Consider the following 15947-nt stretch of genomic DNA (forward strand, 5'->3'; position numbering starts at 1 on the left):
GCGAACCACAAGAAAGGAAACCCTGCGGCCCGTCGGTCGGGTATGAGCAACTACGAAGTCGCGATGGAAGCCGCCTGGTTGGTCCGCGACGTCGAGGAGACCGACGACGCCATCGGCGTCGCGGTCAGCGAGGCCGGCAAGCGACTCAACGAGACGGACAAGCAGTACGTCGAGGTCGAGCCCGGCGTCACCGGCTGTCCGGCCTGCGGCGAGCCGTTCGACGCCGCGTTCCTCGCGGCGAACACGGCTCTGGTCGGGCTCCTCTTGGAGATCGACATCTTCAACGCCGACAGCGAGGAGCACGCGGAGCGGATCGCGAAGAGCGAGGTCGGCGGCGCGCTGCGGGACGTCCCCCTCGAAGTCATCGAGATCGTCGAGACGGAGGGCGACGAGGACGACGACCGCGACGACGAGTGAGCGAGGATCGGGCGAGACGGCCGGTCGGTCCTCACGGCCGGTCGAAACGCGCGCTCGCCGCCGCGATATCGGTCGCCGCCGAAACCTTTTCTAATAACCCGGAGTTATTCACCGTATGGAACTCCCGACGCCACAGGACCTCCGCGAGCGGCGGACGACGCTGGAGCTGACCCAGAGCGAGCTGGCGGACGCGGCGGACGTCTCACAGCCCCTGATCGCGCGGATCGAGGGCGGCGACGTCGACCCGCGGCTCTCGACGCTCCGCCGGATCGTCAACGCGCTCCAGGAGGCGGAGGGCGAGGTCGTCCGCGCCAGCGACCTGATGAACGAGACGGTGATCAGCGTCGCGCCCGACGACGCGGTGCGCGAGGCGGTCGACCTGATGGAGGAGGAGGCGTACTCGCAGCTCCCGGTGCTCCAGAACGGGGTCCCGGTCGGTTCGATCAGCCAGGGCGACGTGGTTCACGCGGGCGAGAACGTGGGCGATCACCCCGTCAGCGAGGTGATGAGCGAGTCGTTCCCCACGGTCGCGCCCGGCGCGACCGTCGACGAGGTCCGGAACCTGCTGGACCACTACAAGGCCGTGATGGTCACCGACGGCGGCGAGACGGTCGGGATCATCACCGAGGCCGACATCGCCGCGCACCTGTCGTAGCGGGCTACTCCTCGCGCTCCGCCGCCCGTCGCTCCGTCTCTCGGCGCTCCGAGAGGTGTTCCCAGACCTCCGTGCAGCCGGCGCCGTCCTCGATCTCGTCGAGGTACTCCAAGCCGTCTTCCTCGGGCTCGTCGCCGTCGTCCGCGTCGTCGTTCGCGGCGACCGCCGGCTCCGACGACTCGGATCGGTCCGTCATTGACTGAGGGTACGTGTCTCGCCGTGATAAGGCGGCGCTCGTTGGTAAATCGAGCCGCGGCTCGTTGATACCGGCAACAATAGCTTATTGTTTCCCGGCGCGCTCACAGCACCAGTCCGCGGATCGCGACGCTCCCCTCGTCGTCCTCTCCGTCCCCTTCCTCCACGCGCCCGATCACGCGCCCCCCGCTTTCGTCGGCCAGCGACTCGGCGTCGTCGGGGTCGAGCGCGGCGACGAAGCCCGTCCCCATGTTGAACGTGCGGTGCATCTCCTCGTCGGAGACGCTCCCCTCGCGCTGCACGAACTCGAAGACGGGCTGGGGGTCGAACGCGTCGTCGACGACGTACCGGTGGTCACCGAGCCGCGTCAGGTTCGTCCAGCCGCCGCCGGTGACGTGGGCCGCCGCGCGCACGCCGTGTCCGCGCATCGGGTCGAGCAGGTCCGCGTAGATCCGGGTCGGCTCTAGCAGCGCCTCGCCGACCGTCTCGTACCCCTCGAACGGGCAGGGATCGGTGTACGCGTGCTCGCGGGTGGCGGCCTCCCGGGCGAGCGTGAGCCCGTTCGAGTGGATCCCCGAGGAGCGCCAGCCGACCAGGGCGTCGCCCGGCCGCGCGGCGCCGTCGAAGACGGCCTCCTTCGCCGCGAGCCCGGCGCAGGTGCCCGCCAGGTCGAGCCCCGAGATCACGTCCGGCATCACCGCGGTCTCGCCGCCGACGAGCTCCATGTCGGCGAGCTCCGCGCCGCGGGCGAGCCCGTCGCCGACCTGCTCGGCGAACCGCTCGTCCGGCTCGTCGACGGCGAGGTAGTCGACGAAGGCGACGGGGCGGACGCCGGCGGCGACGAGGTCGTTGACGTTCATCGCGACGCAGTCGATCCCGACCGTCGAGTAGTCGCCGAGCGCCTCGGCGACGAGGAGCTTCGTCCCGACGCCGTCGGTCGCGAGCGCGAGGTACCGGTCGCCGATGTCGAGGAGGCCGGCGTAGTCGCCCTCGGCCTCGCCGACCGCGCCGATGAGCGCCGCCGTCGCCGCCTCGCTCGCGTCGATGTCGACGCCCGCGTCGGCGTAGGTGAGCTCGTCGCCGCCGTCGCTCCTCGATCTCTCGTCGCCGTCGCTCGTCTTTCCCTCGCCGTTCCCGGTCGCGCCTCCGTCGTCTCCGCCCTCGCCCTCGGTCATGTGTGTCGAGGGACGGCCGCGGAGCAAAAGCGCACCGTTCCCGCCGGGCGGCCGTCCCGTCGCCCGCCTCAGAACGGCCCCCCTCAGAACGGCCCGCCGAAGCCGAGCCCGCCGACGAAGACGAGCCCGACCGTGAGCGCCACCGAGACGAGGAAGAAGCCGGCCCACGCTCCCTTGCTCCAGTCGAGCACCGTCTTCCCGTCGAGGGGGCCGTACGGGATCAGGTTGAACGCCGCGAGGAAGACGTTGATCGCGATCCCGCGGGAGCCGATCAGGGTGATCACGGGGCTCCCGACGACGGGGCCGAGCAGGAGCGCCGGGAGGAAGACGAGCGTGAGCAGGAGGTTGGCAACCGGGCCCGCGAGCGCGATGTGGCCGTGCTCCCGCGGGGTCAGCCGCCCGCGGTGGTGGACCGCGCCGGGCGCGGCGAAGATGAACCCGAGGAGCGAGCTCATCACGGCCAGGAACAGCATGCCGTTGTCGGCTCGGAACTCGGCCACCTGATCGTAGCGGACCGCGACGACCTTGTGCGCGATCTCGTGGAGGAGGAACGCGACGCCCGCGGTGAGCAGCCCGACGAGCAGCGGCGGGACCACCCCCGCCGCCAGCAGCCGGTCGAGGCCGGCGGTGCCGTCGACGAAGAAGAGCGTGAACGCGACGCCGAGCGCGAGCCACGCCACGAGCAGGTCCCGCAGCTCCGTGCCGCTGAAGTAGAGGCCGGCGATCCGGCGGCCTCGGAGGGTCGAGCTCACGCTCGCCCCCCGCGCGCCAGTCGGGTCACGCGCCACCCCCGCCGCCCGTGAGGACGCCTCTGACCAGCTCCGCGCCGGCGTAGGCGCCGTCGATCAGCAGTCGACCCACCTCGTCGACGCCGCCGACCTCGGCGCCGAACATCGCCGGGATCACGTAGACGGCGAACAGGAAGCTCGCGACGATGCTGCCGACGTTCGTCATCGCGACGACGACGATGAGCCTGAACAGGGGGACGTCGAGCATCGAGGAGACCAGCTCGGAGGGCGACAGCGTCTCGTCCGTGAGCAGGTCGTTGAGCGTCCCGATGTCGCCGACGTTCACGGTGAGGCTCCTGAGCTCGACGTAGCCGGTGAACCAGCCGGGCGCGAGCACCGGGTTGATCGAGGTCATCCACGCGACCGCGCCGCCGACGCCCGCGGAGGTCCACCGCGCGCCGGCGACCTTCGCGAAGGCGAACGCGAAGGCCCCGTTGATCAGGAACCACGCGCCGAACAGCCGGAAGAGGAAGGCGTTCTCGACGCCCGCCAGCGCGAGCAGGACGAAGAAGCCGACGAAGCCGACGGTGATCGCGTAGCCGATCGCCTTCTTCCACGGCAGCCTGCTCCCGCCCCGCTCGCGGCCGACGAGCTCCTCCATCGGCGGGAGGGTCGCGGGGTTCGCGAGGTACCCCTCGATCCCCGCGCGGTGACCCGCGCCGACGACGGCGACGACGTCCTTCCCGGCCTCGCGGAGCGCGACGAGCCGGTGGGCGATGAACGCGTCGCGCTCGTCGATGAGCGCCTCGGCCCCGCCCGGGGAGAACTGCCGGAACTCCTCCATCATCATCGTCACCACGTCGGTGTCGGTGAGCTCCTCGACGTCGAGCTCCTCGATGCCGCCGTGGTCCGGCTCCCCGCCGCGACCGGCCAGCCCGAGCAGCGCCGACACGGCGACGCCGAGGGTCAGCCCGAGCGAGATCCCGAGCCCGAGGCTGCCGATCGCCGTCACGGCGAAGCCGCCGAGGGACGCCGAGACGAACCCGTCCGCGACGCCGGAGACCGCCGCGGCGATCCCGGCGGTCACGCCGAGCCCGCTCGCCGCGTAGAGCCGGCCGTCCGGCGAGAGCGCCAGCTTCCCGACCTGGTCGACGGCGACGCCGACGGCGACGGCGACGAGCACGCCGGCGGTCACGCTCGTCAGCAGCGCGTCCGTGACCCCGAGCGCGCCGCCGAAGAGGCCGATCGCCGGCCCCGCGAGGACCCCGACGAACAGCCCCGCGAGGACCCCGACGACCCGCGAGTCGGTGACGCCGAACGCGAGCCCGCCGACCATCCGGAGCTTCTCCGTGACGGTCATGCGGGCCCAGAAGCGCTGGATCGTCGTCTGGATGTCCCGGTCGACGAGGGCGACGTCGATCCCGAGCCCCTCCGCGACGTCGATGGCCGCCCGCATGTCGGCGCCCGGCTCGATGTCGAAGCGCTCGCCGAGCTGGGTCTGGACGTACGAGAGCATCCAGTACGCGAGGAACTGGAAGACGGTGTTCCCGCGCAGGAGGTCGCCCGCGTCGAGGTCGTCGGGGGTCTCGCCCTGCAGCTGGCGGTACCGCCCCTCGTCGAGCTCGACGGCGACGACGTCGGGGCGCTCGCGCTCGATCGCCGCCTCGACCTCGTCCACCGAGCGCTCGGAGACGTGCGCGGTGCCGACGACCGTCACGGAGCCGGCCGCGTCGCCGTCGGTCCCGCCGTCGCCGGCGGACCCGACGCCCTCGCCGTGGCCGGGCGCGGCCGGGGGGTCGCTCGCCGTCGGGGGCGCGGACGCGCCGTCGGAGCCCCCTGGCGTCTCTGTCATTACGGGGACGTACCCCCTCGCCGCGTTTAGGGTTTGTGAGTCGGTAGCGGACCGCCGGGGTCGTCGCCGATCCAACAAATTTGTATCCTCACGGCGCGGATCGGCGGTCATGTCGCGGCTGTTGCCCTCCCTGCCCGACGCGACTCCCGAGGACCGGGAGCCGCGGGTCGTGGGCGTCGACGACGAGGACGCGGACGACCTCATCGCCGCGCTCGGCTCCGAGACGGCCCGCGAGATCCTCACGCACCTCCACGACGAGCCGGCGACGAAGTCGGAGCTCGCGGCCGAGGTCGACACGTCGCTCCAGAACGTGCAGTACCACCTCTCGAAGCTCGACGGCGCCGACCTCGTCGACGTCGTCGACACGACCTACTCCGAGAAGGGCCGCGAGATGGACGTGTACGCCGCCGCCGACGAGCCCCTCGTGCTGTTCGCCGGCGGCGAGGAGGAGTCGGCCGGCATCAAGAGCGCGCTGACGCGGCTGCTCGGCGGGTACGCGCTCATCGCGCTCGCGGCCGCCGTCGCGCAGCGCCTCCTCGCGGTCGCGGACCCGACGGCGCGCGTGACGACCACGACCGGGAGCGGGGGCGACGACGCGGGCGTCACCACCGAACAGGCCGGCGACGGCGGCGGGGCCGACGCCGCCGCGGACGGGGAGGCGATCGACGGGACGGTCGAGTACGTCGTCGACCCCCTCGCCGAGTACGCCGTCTCCGCGCTCGAACCCGGCGTCGTCTTCTTCCTCGGCGCGGCGCTCGTGTTCACGGTCGCGTGGGCGTACTGGTACCGGACGAGCGGGACGTGAGCGACCGGACCGCCGGGGCGTGAGCGACCGGACCAGCGGAGCGTGAGGGCCCAGGCCGCCGGGGCGTGAGCGGGCGCTCCGCGCGGCGGGCGGGGTCGGCCGTGGGACAGCTATTCATGCCGCCGCCACCACGGTCCGGTATGGAACACGAAGCCGATGTGGTCGGGGTCGGAGCGGGCTCCGCGCCGGGCGGCGACGTGCCGGCGGTCATCCTCTCGGTCCGCGACGAGTACGTCCCGATCTTCGTCAGCGCCGACCAGGCGCAGTCGATCGGGATGGCGTTGGAGGGAGAGCCGTTCGATCGACCGCTGACGCACGACCTGCTCGTCGAGGTCCTCACCGAGTTCGGCGGAGCGATCGACCGCGTCCGGATCGACGACCTCCGCGACGGCACCTTCTACGCGAAGGTCGACGCGGAGCGGTACGAGGACGGCGAACCGGAGCGGTTCGTCTTCGACGCGCGCCCCTCCGACGCGCTCGCGCTCGCCGTGCGGATCGACTGCCCCATCGTCGTCTCCGACGAGGTGGTCGACGAGGCCGGCCGCTCCCCCGACTCCGTCCACTTCGACGACGGTCCGCCGGAGGGGTCCTGACGGCGACCCGAGCCCCTACCGCCGAGGGTGGGGCCCCGAGGGACCGATCCCGGGAGCCGGCCCCGAGAGCCGGAGGTTCAAGTCGCCCGCCCGCCCACCGCCGGTATGGACGAGACGGCGACCGTCGCGGAGTCGTACACCGAGATGACCGAGATGCTGCTGCCGAACGACACGAACAACCTCGGCCGGGCGCTCGGGGGCGCGGTCCTCCACTGGATGGACATCTGCGGCGCGATCGCCGGGATGCGCTTCGCGAACCGACAGGTGGTCACCGCCTCGATGGACCACGTCGACTTCATCGCGCCCATCGAGATGGGGGAGGTCGCCGTCATCGAGGGGTACGTGTTCAACGTCGGGCGCACGAGCCTCGACGTGAAGGTCGACGTGCGCGCGGAGAACCCGAGGACCGACGAGGAGCGCCGGACGACGACCTCCTACTTCACGTTCGTCGCGCTCGACGACGAGGGCGCCCCGGCGGGCGTCCCGGAGCTGACTTGCCCGACGCCGGAGGAGGAGGCGCTCCGCGAGGAGGCGATCGACGGGCGGCGCGAACAGCTCACCGACATCGTCGACCGGTACGACCTGTGAGCGGAGCTCGGTGCGACCGCTACTCGCCGGCGACCACGTCGACGCGCGCGTCGCTCTCGGCGGCGTCGGTCGCGTCCTCGCTCTCGCCGGCCGCGCCGGCGTCGGCCGATTCGACCGCCGCCTCGTGCGCGTCCCGGACCCGCGCGGCGAACGCGTCGAGCGACTCCCCCTCGTCGCCGGCGGCGAGGTGGCTCTTACAGCCGCAGTCCGACGCGCCGAACCCGTCCACCGGGCCCGCCGAGAGGCGGTCGGCGACCGCGCACTCGACGTCGGCGCCGACGCTCCGGACGACGCGGTCGATCCGGGCGTCCGGGTGCCCGAGCAGGTGGTCGACGTGCCAGTGGCGGACGTCGTGCTCCCCGCGTGCGGTTCGGCGGTGGCGGTCGACGCGCGAGAACCCGCCCGCGCCGAGTGCGCTCCCGGTGTACGCGTAGACGCCGGCGTCGATGGCGTGCGCCCCGAGCGCGCCGACCCCGATCTCCGCGGGGGCCGCGAGGTCGATCAGGAGGGTGTAGGTGCCGCCGTCGGGGTCGCCGACCGACGCGTCGCTCTCGGGGTTGCCCGCGTCGGCGCCCTCCCCGCTCACGACAGCGCCTCCGGCGGGTCGCTCGCGGCCGGGCGCAGGTCGTCGACGAGGTCGCGCGCGGCGTCGGTCAGCCGGTACTCCTCGTGGACGTCGTCGGGGTCGCGGTCGCGGCCCGAGAGGGTCCCGACGACGTCGGCGATCCGGTCGTAGTTGTCGCGGACGAGCCCGCCGACGATCCCCGGGGTGCCCGCGCGGTCGGCGAGCTCCTCGGCGGCCGACCGGCCGGCGTACACCCGGCGTTCGCCGGGGTCGACGAGCACCATCGCGAACGGGCGCGAGCCGAACTGCGCGTCGAGGAACGGGCCGACCGGGTCGGCCTCCCACGGCACCGCGACGACGCCGTCCAGCCGGCGGAGCGCGAGCGCCGCGACCGAGCAGTACGGACAGTCGCCGTCGAAGATCAGCACCGGCGCGTCCGAGTCGTGACTCATGAGTGCGCGTACGTGCCGCGGCGGCTTAAGCGACCGGCCGCCGGTGAGAACCGAGGGCCGGAGTCGCCGTCGCGTCTCAGTGCGAGTGGCCGAGCGCGTCCTCCAGCGACTGCCCGAACCGCTCCTCGAACAGCTCCGCGGCCGTCTCGTTCATCGCCGCGATGTCCTCGGGGACGTCGCCCTCGCTGTGGTGGACGATGACGTGCGCCTGCTGGGCCATCGCCTGCACCACGACGTCGCTGACGACGCGGGTGCCCCGCTCGCCCTGCTCGCTGAGCACGTCGACGAGACCGGCGGGCAGTTCGAACGACTCCTCGTCACCGTCGGGACCGGTGATCGTGTAGGTTTCCGTCTCTCCCATACGCCTCACTCGCGGCCGGGACATAAGGGTCTGTGGAAACCGCGCGACACGGGCGCACACGCGCGCCGGTCCCGTGTGGCCCGACCCGCCGTCCGAGGGTTACCCGTGCGCAGAGATCGCGTTCACCGAGGAGCCCGAGAGGGCGACGGTCGCGAGGTACACCGCGATCGCGGTGACGACGATCGAGCCGCCGGAGGGGAGGCCGAGCCCGATCGAGACGGCGAAGCCGCCGAGCACCGAGAGCTGGCCGAAGATCACCCCGAGGTACGTCGTCTCGCGGAAGCTCCGCGCGACCTGCGAGGCCGCCGCGACCGGAACGACGAGCATCGCGGCGACGAGGATGACGCCGAGCACCTGCATCGCGCCGACGACGACCACCGCGGTCAACACCACGAGCAGCGCGTTGTAGCCGGTGACGTTGAGCTGGGCGACCCGCGCCGCCTGCTCGTCGAAGGTGATGAAGAGGAGCTGCTTGTACGTCAGCGCCACGCCGGCGACGACGAGCAGCGAGAGCGCGCCCATCAGCCGCGCGCCCTCGGCCGTGACGACCGCGAGGTTCCCGAACAGGTACCCCTCGATGTTGATCGCGGTCAGCCCGCGCCCGTAGCTGACGATCAGGGTGCCGACCGCGAAGCTCCCGCTGAGCATGATCGCGATCGGCACGTCGCCGTAGGCGTCGGTGCGCTCGGTGAGCCACTGGACGGCGAGCGCCCCCGCGACCGCGACGACGAGGGCGACGAGCAGCAGCGACCCGTCCCACCCGGTCGACGCGTTGACGAGGATGCCGATCGCGACCCCCGCGAACGCCGTGTGCGCGAGCGTCTCGCCGATCAGCGCCATCTCCCGGTGGACGAGGAACGACCCGACGAGCGGGGCGACGACCCCGACGAGCACGCCGACCGCCATCGACTGCCACATGATCGGGTGCCGGAACACGTTCGTCCCGAACGCCGCGTCCATCCCCCGGCCGAGCGCGCGGAACGCGACGTACAGGTCACTCGCGACCGGGAGGTCCTGCGCCCAGTAGAGCAGGAGGAACGCGAGCATGCCGACCGCGACGGCCGCCGTGACGCCGAGCGCTGCGAGCTCGGCCGTCCGGCGGAGCCCGCGGTCGGGCCTCGCGACCGCGTTCGCGCCCGGCTCGTCCTCGCCGTCCGTCGCCGTGGTCCCGCTCATCAGTGGTGATGGTGGACGACCTGTCCGGTCGCGCCGTACGCCTCCGCGAGGGCGTCGCTCTCGACGAACGACTCGGTGTCGCCGTGGTGGTACAGCTCGGTGTTGATACAGGCGACGCGGTTCGCGCGGTCGGTGACGACGCCGATGTCGTGCTCGATGAGGATGACCGTGATCCCGTCGTCGTTGAGCTCGTCCAGGAGCGCGTAGAAGGCGTCGCGCGACTCGGCGTCGACCCCCACGGTCGGCTCGTCGAGCGCGAGCAGGTCCGCGTCGCTCGCGAGCGCGCGGGCGATGTACGCGCGCTGCTTCTGCCCGCCGGACAGCTCGGTGACGAGCCGGTCGGCGAGGTCGCCGATCCCGACCGTCTCGATCGCGTCGGCGACGGCGGCGCGGTCGGCCTCGGAGAGCCGCCCGCGGCCGGCGTGCGCGAACCGGCCCATCGTGACGCACTCGCGGACGGTGACGGGCATCGACCCGCCGCGGCTCGTCGCCTGCTGGGAGACGTAGCCGATCCGGCCGCCGTCGTCGAACTCGTCGACCGGGCGCCCGAACAGCTCGACGCTCCCCTCGTCGGGCTCGTGGAGCCCGAGCATGAGGTGGAGCAGGGTCGTCTTCCCGGAGCCGTTCGGCCCGACGAGCCCGAGGAACTCGCCCGCCTCGACCGTCAGAGAGACGTCGCTCACGGCGACGGTGTCGCCGTAGGCGAACGTCACGCCGTCGAGGTCGACGATAGCGGTCACTGCGTGTCCCTTCGCTGTGTCGGCCGAACGTTTAGCTCTTTTACTCCGCGCTCGCGCCGGGGGTCGTCGCCGCCGGCGGCGGGGCGGTCGAGGTCGTCGGAGGCTCCGAGGCGCCGGTTCACTGCGCCCCGAACGCCCGCTCGAACGCGGGGACGTTGACCTCGGTCATCTGTTCGAGGTAGCCGTAGCCGGCCTCGTTCCACTCCTCCGTGGTCCCGCCGGCGGGGCTGACGGGCATCGTCGCCGTCGCGTCGCTGTTCTCGACGATCGTCTCCGCGAGCCGCGTCGACTCGAACCGGCTGTAGAGGACGGTGTCGATCCCCTCGCTATCCACCAGCTCGATGGTGTCGGCGATCTCGCCCTGGCTCGGCTCGTTCTGCGGCGAGACGCCGACGGGCGAGTGGAGGCGGAACCCGTAGCGCGCCTCCAGGTACTGGAAGGAGTTGTGGCCCGCGATGACCGCCACGTCGCGCTCGGCGTCCTCGGCGATCGACTCGAAGGCGGCGTCGACCGCGTCGAGCTCCGCCGCGTAGGCGTCGGCGTTCTCGGCGTAGGCGTCGGCGTTCTCGGGGTCGGCCTCGCCGAGCCCGGTCGCGACGGTCTCGACCATCCGCGCCGCGAGGACCGGGTCGACCCAGACGTGGGGGTCGTACTGGCGGTCGTCGCGGCTCGCCTCGTCGCCGTCGTGGCCCTCGTCCTCGTGATTCTCCCCGTCGTGACCGCCCTCGTCGTGGCTCTCGTGCGAGTGGTCCCAGGCGAGCAGGTCGTCCTCGACGTCGGCGAGCGCGTCGACGACCGCGACGGAGTCGTAGTCGGCTTCGAGCGTCGCGGCGAGGTCCTGCGCCCACGCGAACTCGGGGCTGTCGAGGTAGACGAACGCGTCCGTGGCGGCGACGTCCGCGGCGAGGGTCCCGTCCGGCGTCCAGCCGTGCCCGAGGCGGCCGACCTCGACGGGGCTCTCGAAGCTCGCGCGGTCGCCGACGACCTCGTTGGCCCAGTCGTTGAGCGTGAAGAAGGCGGCGTACCCGCCGTCGAACCCCGCCGAGCCGCCGGAGCCGCCGCCCGCGGCGCCCGAACAGCCGGCGAGCGAGGCCGCCGAGCCGGCCGCCAGCAGGCCCGCCCCGCCCCGTAACACCGACCGACGTGAGTGAGTCATACCGATCCGTACCGCCCGTTAATAGAAAAGTGTTGTTACTTCACAACCCAGAGTTAATAACCGAGGGCGAGGAGCGCGGGTTCGATCACCAACGGCGTCGTCGTCGATCGGCGGCGTCGGCGGCGTCGGCGGCGGGACCCCCGTCCGCCCTCACTCGGTGAGGTCGACGGTCGTCGCCTCGGCCAGCGACGCGAGCCGGTCGGGGTCGATCGCGAACACGGCGCTCGGCGTCCCCGCGGCGCCGTAGACGGTGTCGTAGCCGGCGAGAGTCGGGTCGAAGACGGTCGGGAGCGCGGCGTCGTGACACAGGGGCGGCACGCCCCCGATGCTCCAGCCGACGGTCTCACGGATGCGCGTCGGGTCCGCCATCGCGGCGCCGTCGGCGCCGAAGTGAGCCGCGACCGCGTCCAGGTCGAGGCGATTCGCGCCGCTGGTGATCGCGGCGACCAGCCGACCCTCGTCACCCTCGACGTCGCCGCCCGAGAGCGACACCACGATCGTGGAGGCGATCGCCGCGGTGTCGCAGCCGACGGCGTCGGCCGCCGCGGCCGCCGTCTCCGTGCCGGCGTCGAACTCCAAGATCTCGAGGTCGACGCCGTATCTGTCCCGCGCCCGTGCCGCGAACTCCGCCGCGCGCTCGTGCATGGAGGGAGGAGGCTCGCGGCGGGGTATGAAGCTCTCGGCCGCGGCACGTATGGCGACCCGTCAGGGAGACGTCGCGAGCGCGACGAGTCCGGCGTCGACCGCGACGTGCACGCCCTACCGCGTCCGCAGCTCGTCCTTGTCCTTGATCACGCGGGCGTCGCCCTCGCCGGAGGTGACCTCGTTGACGAGGTCGTACAGGTCGTTCTGGAGGCCGGCGGGGAACGTGAGCACGCCGACCCACGAGCCGTCGTTCTGCCACTCCTCGCGCTCCAGGTCGCCGAACTCGCGGATCTGCGCCTGTCCGGAGCCCGCGTAGTCGGCCGGGAGCTGGACCGCCATCGTCACCTCCTCGAACCGGATCGGGATGACGGGGCGGAGCGCCTCCAGCGCGTCGTCGACCTGGTTCTCCACCGGCTCCATCGGGTCGACCTGGAACCCCGCCTCCTCCAGCGCGCGCTCGATGCGCTCCGGCGGGTGCGGCGAGTCGTCCATCTGGGGGTTCACCGCGTTGCGCGTGATGGTGGTGACGAGCTGGTTGTGCTTCCGCTCCTGCATCTCCTCGCGCTGCTCGGCGGTGATCTGGATCTCCCCGCGCTCGACGACCTCGGGGATGATCTCCAGGGCGTCGGTCGTGCCGAAGACGGTCTCCAAGTCCTCCTCCGCCGGCCGGTCGCCCCGCGAGGCGTTCTCGAACACGTCCTCCGCGGCGATCACGTCCTCCAGGTCGCCCTCGAACTCCCCGCGCTTCATCGCGAGCGCCGCGTCCGGATCGATCAGCACCTCGAACCGTTCGCCGTGCGACTCCAGTCGGGCCGTCACGGCCTCGTCGAGCGATATCATACCCCCAGATACCACCCCCGTACTGAAAAACCCTCCCGCGCGGGGTCCGCGCCGTCGTCTCCCGGGTCAGCCGCCCGCCTCGGGTCGTTCGTCCGCCCAGTCGTCGCGACAGGTCTGCGAGCAGAAGTGCCGGTGTTCGACGTCGACGCCGTCGACCCACGTGAGGGTTCGACGGTCGACGCCCAGCGCCGGCTCCCCGCAGGTCGCACAGCGCGGCGCGGACTCCTCGTCGACGTCCTCCTCGAGGTCGGAAGTCGGGTCTACCATACCCGTCCCTACACCCCCGGACACTTGAACCTGCGAGGGGCGGCAGTTCTGTCCGGGCGATCGGGGGTGACGGCCCTCGCCGCCGTCTGCTACCGCCCGACCGACCGGTCGCCGCGGAGGCGGCGTCCCCCGCTCGACGGCGACCGCCGCTCCGAGGGGTGTTCGACCGCGACCTCCGCGTCGGGCGCGGGGTCGGAGAGGATCCGCTCGCGGCCGTCCGGCCACCGGACGACGACCCGCCGCGGCGCCGCCCCGCCGAGCCCGAAGTGCGCGACCGGCTCGGTCTGACAGAGGCAGCCGCCGCCGGCGTCGACGGTGCGGCGCTGGATTCCGGCCGTCGTCTCCAGCCTGACGACGGCGCCGCGGGCGGGGGCGCCGTGACGGGTCGTCGGCCGGACGCGGAGCCAGCCGGCGTCGGCGGCGGCCGGGACGTCGTAGACCGCGACCGGCTGGGCGGCGACCTCGCCGTGGACGACGAGGAGCTCCAAGACGCCGTCGCCGTCGAGGTCGGCCGCCACCGCGCCCGTGCCGAAGCCGTCCGGCTCGGCGGCGGGACCGGGGTCGACGGGCTCCCAGCGGGAGGCGTCGTCGCCCGCGTCCGACCCGTCCCCGCCGACGCGCTCGTAGAGCCGGTTCGGCTCCCCGGAGACGTTGTAGAACAGCTCCTCGCGGCCGTCGTTGTCGAAGTCGGCCGCGACGACGGTCCGGACGCGGTCGGGCTCGCTGAGGGCCGGGGGCGCGACGTCCTCGAACCCGCCGGCAGAGCCGCGACGGAGGAGGCGGTTCGGCCCGTCCTCGTTGCCGACCGCGAACGCGAACCGCCCGCCCTCGTCGACGAGGGCCGCCCCGCGGGTGTCGCCCGCGGGGTCGGACAGCGAGCCGCCGCCGGTCGGGTCGTAATGCCCGTTCTCGTTCCGGAACAGGCGGTTCGGGCCGCGCTCGACGCCGGCGAACAGGTCGCCGGCCCCGGAGCAGTGCGGGACCGCGAGGAGGGACCGACAGCCGCCGTCGACCTCCAGCCCGACGGCGTCGGCCATGTCGGTGACCTCGCCGTCGTCGCCCAGCTCGTAGAAGGCGAGCGGCGCGGCGTACCCGGAGACGGCGACGCCGTACCGGCCGGTCCCCAGCCTGTCGAGCGCGGCGACGGACCGGCCGGCGCGCACGTCGAAGCGGTCCGCGTTGACGTCGAGCGCGAACACGTCGGTCCAGCGGTAGCCGTCCGATTCGAGCCGGCTCAGGAGGAGGTCCGGGTCGCCGCCGCCGTCGACGCCCTTGGTGCAGTTGTGGACGTACACCTCCTCGCAGCCGTCGGCGTCGAGGTCGGCCGCGCAGACGCCCATCCCGTGGCGGGTCCCGTCGGCGACGATGCCGCAGGCCGTGTCGACGAGGCGGTCGCCGTCGCGGGCGTAGAGCCGGTTCGGTTCGCCGTAGCCGGCGACGAAGACAAGCGGTCCGTCCCGTCCCGGCGTCACCGCGACGCCGTACCCGCGGATCGGGTCGTCGTCGCCGACGAGGTCGGACCGCTCGGTGAACATGGTCGCCCGTCACCGCTCGGGGAATATGAACTCACGGGTTGGATTCGGCCCGAGAAACCTAAATACGACGCCGGGGTCCGACCGCGGATTTCGCCCGACGTCGCGGATCCGGTTACGGATCCCGCTCGGCGTAACGGGTGCGAGTCCCGCCCCGCGTGACTGGTCCCGTCAGAGGTTCCGCTCGATGTAGCGGTTCATCGCGCGGACGCGCCCCGCGTCGAACGTCCACGTCCCGCGCCAGACCCGGGGCTCCGACTCGACGGCGAGGAGGCCGACGCCGCCCTCGACGCCGCGCCCGAGGTCCGCCCCCGCGTCGCCGCCGACGGAGTGCGGCCCCTCGGGCGGTCGGTACACGACGAACCAGCTGTTGGTGAAGTCGGGGCCGTCGCCGCCGTGGACGACCGCGTCGAGCCCCCGCGGCAGGTCGTCGGGCACGCCGTACAGGTGGGTGTCGACGCCGGCGTCGGCCACGCTCTCGTACACCCGGCGCGTCCCGACCTCGTCGTCGATCCGCGAGAGGCGCTGGAACGACGACCGCAGCGTCCCGTCGCCGGCCGTCCACGCGACGCGCTCGATGAACCGGGAGACGGTGATGAGGAGGAGCTTCTGTCGGTTGGACTCCGGGTACCCGCGGAGGGTGAACGTCGTGTCGTCGAGGCCGCGTATCACCGACGGGAGGTCGACGTCCGCCAGCGTCCGCGTCCCGGTGACGTACAGGTCGGAGTTCACGAACAGCACCGCGTCGCCGAGCTCGCCGAGCGTCGAGCCGGCGACGACCTCGTCGCCCTCGACGAGCAGCGCGAGGTTCTCCACCGCCTCGGGGTCGTCGCCGTCGAACGGGACCGCGTCGTTCCGCCGGAGCGCGTCGACGTCTATCACCGGCCCCTCGCCCGCGTCCGCCGAGCGCATCGTCAGCCGCTCGGCGGAGAGGCCGGCCCCGCCGGTGACGTCGTTGACCCCGCCGACGCCGCCCGACCGGGACCCGGCGGAATCGGATCGGGTCCCGGCGCGGCCGGATCCGGTGCCGCCGTCGCCGGCGAGGCTCCCGTCGGTCACGTCCACCGGGCTCTCGCCGAACGTGTCGGCGAGCATGTTGAGGACGGGGTCGGGGTCGGTGCGGTTGACGACCACGATGGACCGCTCGACGCCGTCGAACCGATCGAGGAGCCGTTCGAGGGACACGTACCCCGACTGCGGAACTC

General features: G+C 72.7%; 20 protein-coding genes. 5 read left to right on the top strand and 15 right to left on the bottom strand.

All coding sequences use genetic code 11. The annotated features are described in order from the left end of the window. Window positions 1-42: 42 nt before the first annotated feature. On the top strand, window positions 43-417 hold the full coding sequence (locus NO900_RS07130; RefSeq protein ID WP_256408529.1) for a DUF555 domain-containing protein: 375 nt from the start codon (window positions 43-45) through the stop codon (window positions 415-417). 115 nt (window positions 418-532) lie between these two features. Continuing rightward, window positions 533-1072: a CBS domain-containing protein gene (locus tag NO900_RS07135; protein ID WP_094525959.1), complete on the top strand. Its 540-nt coding sequence runs from the start codon at window positions 533-535 to the stop codon at window positions 1070-1072. Window positions 1073-1076: 4 nt separating this feature from the next. Here NO900_RS07135 and NO900_RS07140 read toward each other — a convergent pair whose 3' ends face one another. The 4 genes from NO900_RS07140 to NO900_RS07155 form a co-directional block, all read right to left on the bottom strand. Further along, window positions 1077-1268, bottom strand: a complete 192-nt coding sequence (locus NO900_RS07140; protein WP_256408530.1) for a hypothetical protein — start codon at window positions 1266-1268, stop codon at window positions 1077-1079. A 103-nt stretch (window positions 1269-1371) separates the two neighbouring features. After that, complete coding sequence (gene purM / locus NO900_RS07145; protein ID WP_256408531.1) at window positions 1372-2442, bottom strand: phosphoribosylformylglycinamidine cyclo-ligase; 1071 nt, start codon at window positions 2440-2442, stop codon at window positions 1372-1374. An 83-nt stretch (window positions 2443-2525) separates the two neighbouring features. After that, window positions 2526-3194, bottom strand: a complete 669-nt coding sequence (locus NO900_RS07150) for a zinc metalloprotease (RefSeq protein ID WP_256408532.1) — start codon at window positions 3192-3194, stop codon at window positions 2526-2528. Between the two features lie 25 nt (window positions 3195-3219). Beyond that, on the bottom strand, window positions 3220-5022 hold the full coding sequence (locus NO900_RS07155) for a TraB/GumN family protein (protein WP_256408533.1): 1803 nt from the start codon (window positions 5020-5022) through the stop codon (window positions 3220-3222). 109 nt (window positions 5023-5131) lie between these two features. On the opposite strand from NO900_RS07155, the gene NO900_RS07160 reads away from it, so the two are divergent. The 3 genes from NO900_RS07160 to NO900_RS07170 all read left to right on the top strand — a co-directional run bounded on the left by NO900_RS07160 (window position 5132) and on the right by NO900_RS07170 (window position 7008). Beyond that, entirely contained in the window at window positions 5132-5827 is a 696-nt protein-coding gene (locus tag NO900_RS07160; RefSeq protein WP_256408534.1) for an ArsR/SmtB family transcription factor, read from the top strand. 140 nt (window positions 5828-5967) lie between these two features. Further along, entirely contained in the window at window positions 5968-6420 is a 453-nt protein-coding gene (locus NO900_RS07165; protein ID WP_256408535.1) for a bifunctional nuclease family protein, read from the top strand. 105 nt (window positions 6421-6525) lie between these two features. Beyond that, window positions 6526-7008: an acyl-CoA thioesterase gene (locus NO900_RS07170; protein WP_256408536.1), complete on the top strand. Its 483-nt coding sequence runs from the start codon at window positions 6526-6528 to the stop codon at window positions 7006-7008. A gap of 19 nt (window positions 7009-7027) precedes the next feature. Here NO900_RS07170 and NO900_RS07175 read toward each other — a convergent pair whose 3' ends face one another. From NO900_RS07175 to NO900_RS07225, 11 genes are all read right to left on the bottom strand, one after another. Beyond that, a complete protein-coding gene (locus tag NO900_RS07175; protein WP_256408537.1) occupies window positions 7028-7594 on the bottom strand; it encodes a GIY-YIG nuclease family protein in 567 nt (188 codons plus the stop codon). Then, window positions 7591-8025: a thiol-disulfide oxidoreductase DCC family protein gene (locus NO900_RS07180; RefSeq protein ID WP_092562467.1), complete on the bottom strand. Its 435-nt coding sequence runs from the start codon at window positions 8023-8025 to the stop codon at window positions 7591-7593. The genes NO900_RS07175 and NO900_RS07180 overlap by 4 nt, the downstream gene beginning before the upstream one ends. 76 nt (window positions 8026-8101) lie before the next feature. Then, entirely contained in the window at window positions 8102-8386 is a 285-nt protein-coding gene (locus NO900_RS07185; RefSeq protein WP_256408538.1) for a DUF7545 family protein, read from the bottom strand. 99 nt (window positions 8387-8485) lie between these two features. Beyond that, on the bottom strand, window positions 8486-9562 hold the full coding sequence (locus NO900_RS07190) for a metal ABC transporter permease (protein ID WP_256408539.1): 1077 nt from the start codon (window positions 9560-9562) through the stop codon (window positions 8486-8488). Beyond that, window positions 9562-10302: a metal ABC transporter ATP-binding protein gene (locus NO900_RS07195; RefSeq protein WP_256408540.1), complete on the bottom strand. Its 741-nt coding sequence runs from the start codon at window positions 10300-10302 to the stop codon at window positions 9562-9564. The genes NO900_RS07190 and NO900_RS07195 overlap by 1 nt, the downstream gene beginning before the upstream one ends. A gap of 118 nt (window positions 10303-10420) precedes the next feature. Next, window positions 10421-11458 carry a metal ABC transporter substrate-binding protein gene (locus NO900_RS07200; protein WP_256408541.1) on the bottom strand — a complete coding sequence of 346 codons (1038 nt, stop codon included), beginning with the start codon at window positions 11456-11458 and terminating at the stop codon, window positions 10421-10423. A 150-nt stretch (window positions 11459-11608) separates the two neighbouring features. Continuing rightward, window positions 11609-12103 (bottom strand): YbaK/EbsC family protein, encoded by a 495-nt coding sequence (locus NO900_RS07205; RefSeq protein WP_256408542.1) that lies wholly within the window; start codon window positions 12101-12103, stop codon window positions 11609-11611. Between the two features lie 114 nt (window positions 12104-12217). Further along, window positions 12218-12943: a ribosome assembly factor SBDS gene (locus NO900_RS07210; protein ID WP_256408543.1), complete on the bottom strand. Its 726-nt coding sequence runs from the start codon at window positions 12941-12943 to the stop codon at window positions 12218-12220. A gap of 66 nt (window positions 12944-13009) precedes the next feature. Further along, window positions 13010-13210: a DUF7576 family protein gene (locus NO900_RS07215; RefSeq protein WP_256408545.1), complete on the bottom strand. Its 201-nt coding sequence runs from the start codon at window positions 13208-13210 to the stop codon at window positions 13010-13012. A gap of 89 nt (window positions 13211-13299) precedes the next feature. Continuing rightward, window positions 13300-14745: a CRTAC1 family protein gene (locus tag NO900_RS07220; protein ID WP_256408546.1), complete on the bottom strand. Its 1446-nt coding sequence runs from the start codon at window positions 14743-14745 to the stop codon at window positions 13300-13302. A gap of 168 nt (window positions 14746-14913) precedes the next feature. After that, window positions 14914-15927, bottom strand: a complete 1014-nt coding sequence (locus tag NO900_RS07225; RefSeq protein ID WP_256408547.1) for a hypothetical protein — start codon at window positions 15925-15927, stop codon at window positions 14914-14916. Between the last annotated feature and the right edge of the window lie 20 nt (window positions 15928-15947).

This window comes from Halorubrum rutilum (genome assembly GCF_024494565.1).